The 10,114-nt window shown below is 38.1% G+C and carries 7 protein-coding genes; 2 read left to right on the forward strand and 5 right to left on the reverse strand.

Annotated features, from left to right (window positions below):
* Positions 1-32: 32 nt before the first annotated feature.
* From H5120_RS03000 to fdxA, 4 genes are all read right to left on the reverse strand, one after another.
* Complete coding sequence (locus tag H5120_RS03000; RefSeq protein ID WP_404936367.1) at positions 33-1,787, reverse strand: putative bifunctional diguanylate cyclase/phosphodiesterase; 1,755 nt, start codon at positions 1,785-1,787, stop codon at positions 33-35.
* 366 nt (positions 1,788-2,153) lie between these two features.
* Positions 2,154-2,648: an Sbal_3080 family lipoprotein gene (locus tag H5120_RS03005; RefSeq protein WP_259397814.1), complete on the reverse strand. Its 495-nt coding sequence runs from the start codon at positions 2,646-2,648 to the stop codon at positions 2,154-2,156.
* Complete coding sequence (locus H5120_RS03010) at positions 2,636-4,879, reverse strand: carbohydrate binding family 9 domain-containing protein (RefSeq protein WP_182673550.1); 2,244 nt, start codon at positions 4,877-4,879, stop codon at positions 2,636-2,638. Before H5120_RS03010 ends, H5120_RS03005 begins: the two co-directional genes overlap by 13 nt.
* Positions 4,880-5,015: 136 nt before the next feature.
* The gene (fdxA, locus tag H5120_RS03015; protein ID WP_002958626.1) at positions 5,016-5,339 is read right to left on the reverse strand and encodes a ferredoxin FdxA; all 324 of its coding nucleotides are present in this window, start codon (positions 5,337-5,339) and stop codon (positions 5,016-5,018) included.
* A 194-nt stretch (positions 5,340-5,533) separates the two neighbouring features.
* Here fdxA and H5120_RS03020 point away from each other — a divergent pair, with 194 nt between their 5' ends.
* Complete coding sequence (locus H5120_RS03020) at positions 5,534-7,141, forward strand: NAD(P)/FAD-dependent oxidoreductase (RefSeq protein WP_182673551.1); 1,608 nt, start codon at positions 5,534-5,536, stop codon at positions 7,139-7,141.
* A gap of 95 nt (positions 7,142-7,236) precedes the next feature.
* Entirely contained in the window at positions 7,237-8,736 is a 1,500-nt protein-coding gene (locus H5120_RS03025; protein WP_182673552.1) for an amidase family protein, read from the forward strand.
* Positions 8,737-8,768: 32 nt separating this feature from the next.
* Here the strand turns inward: H5120_RS03025 and H5120_RS03030 are convergent, their stop codons facing one another.
* A complete protein-coding gene (locus tag H5120_RS03030; protein WP_002958629.1) occupies positions 8,769-10,073 on the reverse strand; it encodes a DEAD/DEAH box helicase in 1,305 nt (434 codons plus the stop codon).
* Between the last annotated feature and the right edge of the window lie 41 nt (positions 10,074-10,114).

Here is a 10,114-nt window from a genome sequence, read left to right on the forward strand (position 1 = left end):
CTAACTAACTAACTAACTAACTAACTAACTAACTAACTAACAATATCCCACGCACTTGTACCTGATGCTGAAAGGTTACTAGTATTGTTACGTAATACTTTATTACCTACATTAGCTGATGACTCAGGTCGGCTTACTAAGTACCCCTGAACAGAGCTCACCCCCATTTTTTTAACAAGCTCAAACTGCCCTATTTCTTCAACGCCTTCAGCTACAATTTTAAGGCCCAGCTTTTGTCCAAGTTCACTAATTGTATTTAATATGTCATTGTATTTTTGGCTTTTATTGGCTTGTGCTATAAACGAGCGATCAATTTTAATAACATCAATTGGTAAATCCGCTAATGTACTTAACGAGCTAAAACCGGTACCAAAGTCATCAATTGCAATAGTGATGCCTTCTTCTCTTAGTCTAGTTAGCTCTTTAATTATTTTAGGGCTGGCTTGAATAAATGTTGATTCGGTAATTTCAAGCATTAAAGACGTCGCCGGTAAGCCGGTTTTTTTTAGTTTCTTCATTATCCAATCATAAATATCGCGGTGCTTTAACTGAATGCCCGAAACGTTAACTGATATTTTTACTTTGCGCATACCTGCATTATGCCATGCGGCCATTTGCCGACACGATTCAAGCATAATCCAATCGCCAAGCTCTAATATTAAATTAGACTCTTCTGCTATTGGAATAAATTCTGAAGGTGGGATCATACCCTCAACTGGGTGGTCCCAGCGTGCAAGTGCTTCAAAATAATCAATCATACAATCTTCAACATGCACAATTGGCTGAAAAGATAAGTAAAAATCTTTACACGCGAGCGCTAAACGCAATTCTTCGAGTAAATAATGGTAACGGCGCATTTTGTTACCCATTTCTGGCGAGTAAACTTTAAATATTCCCTTACCATCACTTTTAGCTCTGTACATAGCTACATCGGCTAATTGTAAAAGCGCTTGAGGCGTTGATGCACTTTCTGGGTAAGCCGCAATACCAATGCTGGCACTAATTTTTACTATTTTATTACCAAGCACAAAGTCTTTTTCAAGCTCACTTAGCACGTGCTTTGCAATTTCAACAACTCTGTCGCTATCATCAAGTAGTTCTATAAATATGGAGAATTCGTCCCCTCCTAACCTTGATAAATTTTGCTCTAATTGGTTAGCGCTATTAATATTGCTTAACTTATGGTGACGTAAAACATTTGCAAGTCGACTGGCCACTTGAACTAATATCTCATCACCAAAACTGTGGCCAAACGAGTCATTTACTTGTTTAAAGCCATCCAAGTCGATAAATAGAAGCGCACACTTGAGATCTTCCTGATTAGCATGATTTATTTGTCTGTCTATGTGTTCAATATATGCATGGCGGTCAATTAACTGCGTCAGTTTATCTTGGCAAATACTTGTTTGAGTTTGTTTTACATAATTAACTACATGTGAATTTAAGCTATTTATAGATTGGCTTAAGCTGCTTACACCCAACGGATTCTCTGGCGGTGTAACTTGTAAATTAAATGCCGTAAGTAAACTATTGGCTTGGCGGTTAAGCTCCGCTATTTGATTTTTATAATGACGTTTTCTACGTTCTCTACGTAAGTAGATACCTGAGCCAAATATCAATATACATAAAAATAAAAAGTTCATGGGTGATGAGAGTGTCATCATGATTAACTTATTAGAATCAGCGGCTACAAATTGGGTATCAGTGGTTTTGATAAGTAAAAAATCAGCTGTTGGCTGCTCAATTATATAATGGCCATTTAAAATGGGATTATACCAAGGAGCCATATCAAGGGAGGTATTCGTGATCTCGAAACTTCGTATATCAATATTAGTCTGAAATAGATTTATACGGTTGATCTGATTAGTTAACTCTATGTTTATGCAGAAACAAAATAGAACTATGATTAAGAAAATAAAACCGAGCGGCTTAAGTTTATTCATAAAAAAAATCCATCTATTTTGCTTCTCCTATCAAACCTATTACCAAAAGCGGATTATATCGCTTGCATTTAGTACTACGCAAGCATTGATATAACCCTAAGCCATTAGAATAACAAAAAATTGTAACGATAATGGATTAACTAACTATATCTACATATAGTATAGATAGGATTAATAAAAATAAACAAAAACGTTTCAATTGTTTAAAATTTAATACATACCGTCAATAAGCTCTATAATTTTTTCTTCCGCATTTATAAATTTATCCAACCCACCACCCGTGCGATAAGATGCTTGTGCTATTTTTTCATTTGTTTCAACATCTTTCACCCATATATTTGCGTATGCCATATATAGTGCTAAATCCCAACGCCAATTTGCTACATAGTAAGCCACGGCATTACAACCAGTAGTATCTGAACCAGATAATTCAGTCTGATAGTCTTGGTGTTTTAATACGTAATTTGCTGAAATTACTCGAGTTTCCACCTCATGCTTTGCAAAACCTTTTTTCATCGCATCAATAACACCCTCTTTAACAGCCTTATGTTCAGCAATACACACTGTTTTAGGTTTGTTTGTTTCAAAGCGAGTAATGTCTTGCTTGGCCGCACAACCCGCCAAGGTAGCAACCATTGCTGCTGCAACTGTTATTTTTAAAGTTTTCATATTTATTCCTTTTTTTTTAATATTTAAAGCTGCCATGCATAGCTAACTTTTGTAAATAAGGTACGTTGATCCCGCTCAATATTTTTAAGTGAATCGTCTTGGTAACCTCTATCTGAGTAACCCAAATAAAACAGTGTTTGCGCATTAATTTTATATGAGTAAACAAGCTGACTACCATAGTCTTTGTTAATTTGGCTAACTTGATAAAAGTAGGCATTTTCGTCTCTATCAATATCTTCAAATTGTAAAATAAGCTTAAGAATTGAACGCATACTAAATTTATAATGAAGCCTAAAATCAACTAAGTTAGCTGTAAATACACGCTCCCCTTGTGGGTTATCTAATTGGCTGTAGTTATGTTTTACATCGAGCTGCCAATGGTCGTTAATGTCCCACACCATTTGGGTTTGGGTGTCAAACGCATCGCCTAATTGCTCATTTGCATAATCAATGCGGCTAGCGTATTCAACATATAATGATAACTTTAAATCTTTAGTGGGTTTAAAGCCCGTATACATGTAACCAATATTTTGATTATAAAAATTGTCATTATAATTTTCATAACGGTGTACTAAACCAATTTCAAAAATAGATTGCATTTGACCTTTAAAACTTAAAAAACCTTCGTACTCTTCTTCAAGTAAGTCACCGTTTTGAGCCCATGTTTTATCCCAGTCAGCTTCGTATGACCATGAGGTAAGTAAATCAGATTCATCTCTGTACCATGTTTGTCCGCCACCAAAGCCCACTTTTTCATAATCGACTTTAGCTTGATAACCTAAATCAGTGCGGTAGTCCTGCCCAATATTTTCATAAGATGCAAATAATTTGTAATCACGCTTATCGCGGGTAAATTCTAGAGCATAAGCTTCATCTGATTGAGTTTCAGATAAGTTATAGTTTTGAATTAAAAATTCAGAGTTACGAGTATCAGCAGATGACACTTGATACAAAAGAGTATCCGATTGATTAAACCAGTAGGTACCATCCACTGATAATACAGTGTTGTGATAGTCATCACTTTCTCTGTGCGTGCTTGAAATACCAATAGTACCTTGCTGACCTAAATCATATTGATAACGCCCTGCGGCTGCATTCGTTTTTTCGTTTAAGCTTGCAAAGCCAGAGCCCTGATTCGTTGGCAGTAAAATATTACTATTGTCGTCATCAGCTAGCATTAGCGCATAACTATGATCACCCGTTTTACCCGTCAGCTTTGCACCTAAAGTAGGCTCTGCAATTGTACGTGTGTATAAAAGCTCAAATAAGCTACTTTTAAAGTAAGAAGCACCATCTAAAAAGAAAGGACGTTTTTCAGCGTAATAAATTGAGAAGGTTGTATTTACATCAAGCTCTAAAGAGTCAGTTTCTACTTGCGAAAAATCAGGATTAATTGTCGCGTTTAAAACAGCATCTTTTGTTAAACCCCAGCGTAAATCTAAGCCCACTTCAGTATCTATATCACCCTTATCCCAATCACCTGGCAACGCAGATTTATTATCGTTACGCAGTGTGGTTAATGTAGGTGTTAATTGGATATTTTTACTTGATTCAATGTCACTAAAGCCAACTAACTTATCAAACTGGCAAAGGCTGCATTTCACATTTCTATCAAACCCCATATTTGATAGCTGATATAGCACATCACGTTGATAGTTTCTCATTACAGAAAAACCCCACGTTAGCTCATTTTTATTTTCAGGAAAACGCAATGCTTTAAAAGGAATACGCATTTCAACAACATAACCTTTGTCGTTAATTTGTCCTGCGCTATCCCAAATAGCATTCCATGAGGTATCAGAGCTCCAGCCATCGGTGTCGGTCATTCGTATATCGCCTTGCGCACCCAGCGGGTTCACATGGAATTCATAACCACTGCGTTCATCATTAAATGTATCAATAACAAGAATAACTAAGTCGTCTTCCCATAGCGTATCCCGGTCACGAAGTGATGCACGAATTTGCGTAGGGTCTGGATCTTGTGCAACATAGGCAACATATAAGTTAGTGCCATCTTCGTAAATAAAAGCATCAGTTTTTACAGGGGGTGTGCCTTTTTCGTTAGGCTCATCTTGGTAGAGTAAAGATATACGTGTTGCATTTTGCCAGTGCGCCTCATCCATAACACCATCAACGGTGATATTTGAATTAATACGGGACAAGGATACTTGCTGTTTTTTAGCCGCTACATCAAGGCTTGAAAGTAATAAAGCAAAACTTAAAAATAGGAAGGTAAACTTTTTTATTATAGTTATAAAGTACTGCATAAACATCCATTTAGACTGTAATTACTCATAAGGAGCAACTTAAGCTGAGGATTGTAATTTATCCAGGTACATTTGTTAATACTTTGAAATAAAAAATTAACTATTTAATGATAAAGGAGCAACTAATTGTTATGTATTATGTTTCGAGTAGTTTAAGCTTATCGTCTATGCCATTCCATACATCAGCGTCCTCTGGAGCAGGTTTAACCTCTGTAATGCGCGGCCAGACCAGTGCAAGCTCAGCATTTAATTCAGTAAACTCTTTTTGAGACTCTGGTAGCTCATCTTCTTGGTATATAGCATCAGCTGAACACTCAGGGACACATAAGCCACAATCGATACAATCAATCGGGCTAATTGCTAAAAAATTAGGGCCTTCAAAAAATGCATCTGCTGGGCACACTGATACGCAATCGGTGTACTTACATTTTATACAATTTTCGGTGACAACAAACGCCATACTATTTTAATACCTAAGATTTTGAACAACAGTTGCGGATCATACCCATCCACTCCAAAAATACAATAAATAAGTGCCATATCAGCCTATTTTAACGTAAAATGCGCGCCTAATGTTTGCACACCCGTTGTGCCCTGCATCCCCTTATTGTGAGCGGTAATAATACCCCGCTATGACACCTAAAAGAGATATAAATGATACGTTTAACCGAAATAAAGCTGCCACTTGATCATGACGAAGACGCAATTGGTCAAGCAATTGTAAATAAACTAAAAATCCAACCTGAACAATTGCACAGTTTTAATGTGTTTAAACGTGGTTATGATGCACGTAAAAAATCAGCTATTTTGCTTATTTATACACTCGATATAGAAGTTGATAACGAAGCCGAGCTACTCGCAGCATTTGAAAAAGACCAACATGTAAAAGTAGCACCAGACACAAGTTATAAATTTGTAGCCCAAGCTAACAATAATATCAAAGAGCGCCCTGTCGTGATTGGTTTTGGTCCTTGTGGTTTATTTGCGGGCTTATTACTTGCTCAAATGGGCTTTAAACCCATTATATTAGAGCGCGGTAAAGAAGTACGTGAACGTACAAAAGACACGTTTGGCTTTTGGCGTAAACGCACACTTAATACAGAATCAAATGTACAATTTGGTGAAGGTGGCGCAGGTACATTCTCAGACGGTAAGTTATACAGCCAAGTAAAAGATCCAAAGCATTATGGCCGAAAAGTCATTACTGAATTTGTAGAAGCAGGCGCACCCGATGAAATTTTATACGTAAGTAAGCCACACATTGGTACGTTTAAACTTGTCACCATGATTGAGAAAATGCGCGCTCGTATAATAGAGCTTGGCGGCGAAATTCGCTTTAGCACACGTGTTGACGATATTCATTTAGACGACGGGCAAGTAACAGGTTTAACGCTTTCAAATGGCGAGCAGCTAAACACTCGCCATGTTGTATTAGCCGTTGGCCACAGCGCACGTGACACGTTTGATATGATCCACAAAAAAGGGATTTATGTTGAAGCAAAGCCATTCTCAGTCGGTTTTAGAATCGAACATAAACAATCAATGATCGATGAATGTCGTTTTGGCACAAATGCAGGAAACCCAATTTTAGGCTCTGCCGATTATAAACTTGTTCATCACTGCGACAATGGCCGCACGGTTTACAGCTTTTGTATGTGCCCAGGTGGCACAGTAGTCGCGGCAACCTCTGAAGAAGGCCGTGTTGTTACCAATGGTATGAGTCAATATTCACGGAGTGAGCGCAACGCTAACAGCGCTATTGTGGTAGGTATATCACCAGAGCAAGATTTCCCTGGTAATCCACTTGCTGGAATAGACTTACAACGCAAACTTGAAGAGCAAGCGTATGAGCTTGGTGGTAGCAACTACGATGCACCAGCACAGTTAATTGGAGATTTCTTAAAAGGTAAATCATCTGCAGACTTAGGTGAAGTACAACCCTCTTACACACCTGGTATTAAGTTAACTGATTTGAGTAAAGTGTTACCACAATTTGCAATTGATGCTCTTCGCGAAGCGATACCTGCGTTTAATAAACAAATTCGTGGTTTTTCAACTAACGACGGCTTATTAACCGGTGTTGAAACGCGTACTTCGTCGCCTATTAGTATTAAGCGCGATAAAACATTCCAAAGTATTAACACCAAAGGGCTTTACCCTGCAGGTGAAGGTGCAGGTTACGCTGGTGGTATTTTATCAGCGGGTATTGATGGTATTAAAGCAGCTGAAGCAGTCGCACTGTCTATGTTAGAAAGCGCTTAAACCTCTTTTTTAAGCTGTTTATCGAAAAGCCTCACTTTGTGAGGTTTTTTTGTGCTAAATGTATAGAAAATAATAACAACTCAAGCACCTCAACAATGATCAAAACATTTACCTTTTCGTTGCTCAGTGTATTAGCAATTTTTAACGCTAAAGCACAGGAGCTAAAAACCATCAATGAAATCCAAAGTGCATATAAAAATAATTCTATTAATGCACAGCAACTCACCCAAAGTTATATAGAGCGAATTAATAAACTTAACCCACAATACAATGCAGTTATTAGTATTGAGCCTACAGCGATTGCTCAAGCTAAAACGTTAGATGAACTTGCCGCCAAAGGCACTTGGGCAGGTCCATTACACGGAATACCTGTACTTCTTAAAGATAATATAGAAACTAAAGGCACACTTCCCACAACGGCTGGCTCTTTAGCACTTAAAAATAACGTTACTAATAATGATGCTTTTGTTGTTAAACAACTACGTAATGCGGGCGCTATAATTTTAGGTAAAGCTAATTTAAGTGAATGGGCAAATTTTCGTTCATCCTATTCATCGTCAGGCTGGAGTGCCGTAGGCGGACAAACACATAATGCGCACGATGTAACACGTAATCCATGTGGTTCTAGTGCAGGCTCTGCTGTGGCAGTCGCACTTAACTTTGCGCCTATAGCATTAGGGACTGAAACAGACGGTTCAATTACGTGCCCTGCCTCAGTAAATGGAGTTTATGCAATAAAACCGAGTATGGGCCAAGTATCACGCTCAGGCGTTATACCTCTTTCAAGTAGCCAAGATTCAGTAGGGCCGATGGCGCATTCACTTAAAGATGCATTGCTGGTTTTATCAGTTTTGCAAGGTGAGGACTCCCTTGATGCAACAACTACAGGGTTTGAATTAAAAACAGGTAATCTAAAATCAAAATCGTCACTTATTATTGGTGCACTCCCTAGCGATAAATTTACAGTTGAAACGCAGCGCCTTTATGCCAAGCAGTTACAAGCATTAAAACAGGCTGGGCACACTGTTTTTAATGTAGATATTACTGATAACTTAGATACGCTATTTGCTGATGAATACTATATTTTACTTTACGACTTTAAAGCCGAAATTAATCACTACCTCGCAAGCACTCCCGCACAAGTAGCTGTTAAAAGCCTAAAAGCACTTATTAATTTTAATATTCAAAATAAAAATACAGAAATGCCCCACTTTGAGCAAGATATCCTAGTTAAATCGCAGGCTATTGATTTAACTAACAAACAAAAATACCAAGAGACTAAAGAACGCTATCGAACTTTAGCAACGACAGCCATTGTTAATGTATATAAAAACAACAAGCTTGATATTGTTATAGCGCCTACAGTATCACCCGCCTGGAAAACAGACTTAGTTAATGGTGATAATTTTAATGGCAGTAGTAGTTCGTTATCTGCTATTGCAGGCACAACGCACATAACCCTACCTGTCGGAAAAGTAAGTGGTTTACCTGTTGGTTTGTCCATAATAGCAAATAAAGAGGACGAGCAAGCGGCTTATTTATACGCAAATATTATTGATGAGGTGTTATCATCAGGCACAAAAAAACCTGAGTAAACTCAGGTTTTTTTTTAACTAAACGGCGTTAACTATGACTTTTTAAGTGACAGTTTTTCGCCTTTTAAACTTTTACGAACACTTGAAATACGTGAGCGATTTACTGCTCTCGCTTCACCGGTTGCTTGTCCTGATAACTTGTTAGAACGTGTACGGCGTAAATGCGCTGGTTTTTTACCAATTTTATCAATTAGTACTTCACGGTTACTTACTTCGTAACCTTCTAAATATACACGTTTGATTTTTTGACCGATTAACGTTTCAATTTCAAACAAAGTGTTTTCTTCTTCGCGGCTAACAAATGAGATTGCTTGACCTTGACGACCAGCACGACCTGTACGGCCAATACGGTGAACGTAATCTTCTGCAAGCCATGGTAAATCAATATTAATTACACGAGGTAAACCATCAATATCAATACCGCGAGCAGCCACTTCTGTAGCTACTAATACACGTACTTTGCCTTCTTTAAATTCACGTAAAGCACGACGACGGTTACCTTGAGATTTATCACCGTGGCAAACGCCCGCCGGAATACCATCAAGGTTAAGCTCTTTAACAAGCTCGTCAGCCGTTTCTTTCATGTTTACAAATACAAGCACTTGTTGCCAGTTTTTCTTACCAATCAATTCAGAAAGTAGCTCTTGCTTACGACGTTCTTCAACAGGGTAAACAACATGCTCAACAGTACTTGCTGTACTGTTAGTTTGATCAACACGCACTATTTCAGCTTGTTTTAATACTTTAGATGCAAATTGTTTAATTGCTGCAGGGAAAGTAGCAGAGAAAAGTAAAATCTGGCGCTCTTCTGCACAGCTTTTAATCACGTTTTGCATGTCTTCAATAAAGCCCATATCAAGCATACGGTCGGCTTCATCAAGAACAAGGTGTTTTACACTTGCAAGGCTTAAGTTACCTAAGCGAATATGATCAAATAAACGACCTGGTGTTGCAACAACAATATCTACACCTTCTTTTAAAGCATTTGCTTGGCCGGCGGTACTAACACCACCAAATAAACTAACGACTTTAAGTGATGTATGCTTTGCAAAATCTCTAAAATTATTTGCAATTTGTTCTGCAAGTTCACGCGTTGGCGCAAGTACTAACGCATGAGGTGCATTCGTTGTGCTGAGTTCAGACTCAACCAATTTTTGGATGATAGGTAAAGCAAACGCGGCAGTTTTGCCGGTACCAGTTTGTGCACTGGCTAAAACGTCTTTACCTTTACGAACAGCAGGGATTGCTGCGCGCTGAATGGGCGTAAGAGTGTGATAGTTAAGTTCGTCCAACGCCTGGATGATTTCAGGAGCGAAACTAAAAGATTTAAAATTCATGCTGTATAACCTACGGCCACATTATCAAGGGTCGCAAATTA

The sequence above is a fragment of the Pseudoalteromonas sp. SR43-2 genome (assembly GCF_014163885.1).
In the GTDB taxonomy this organism is placed as follows: domain Bacteria; phylum Pseudomonadota; class Gammaproteobacteria; order Enterobacterales; family Alteromonadaceae; genus Pseudoalteromonas; species Pseudoalteromonas distincta.

Coding starts and splice junctions, on each gene's coding strand:
- H5120_RS03000 (WP_404936367.1), bottom strand. CDS start 1,787: ATGGCTCCTTGGTATAATCCCATTTTAAATGGCCATTATATAATTGAG.
- H5120_RS03005 (WP_259397814.1), bottom strand. CDS start 2,648: ATGGCAGCTTTAAATATTAAAAAAAAAGGAATAAATATGAAAACTTTA.
- H5120_RS03010 (WP_182673550.1), bottom strand. CDS start 4,879: ATGCAGTACTTTATAACTATAATAAAAAAGTTTACCTTCCTATTTTTA.
- fdxA (WP_002958626.1), bottom strand. CDS start 5,339: ATGGCGTTTGTTGTCACCGAAAATTGTATAAAATGTAAGTACACCGAT.
- H5120_RS03020 (WP_182673551.1), top strand. CDS start 5,534: ATGATACGTTTAACCGAAATAAAGCTGCCACTTGATCATGACGAAGAC.
- H5120_RS03025 (WP_182673552.1), top strand. CDS start 7,237: ATGATCAAAACATTTACCTTTTCGTTGCTCAGTGTATTAGCAATTTTT.
- H5120_RS03030 (WP_002958629.1), bottom strand. CDS start 10,073: ATGAATTTTAAATCTTTTAGTTTCGCTCCTGAAATCATCCAGGCGTTG.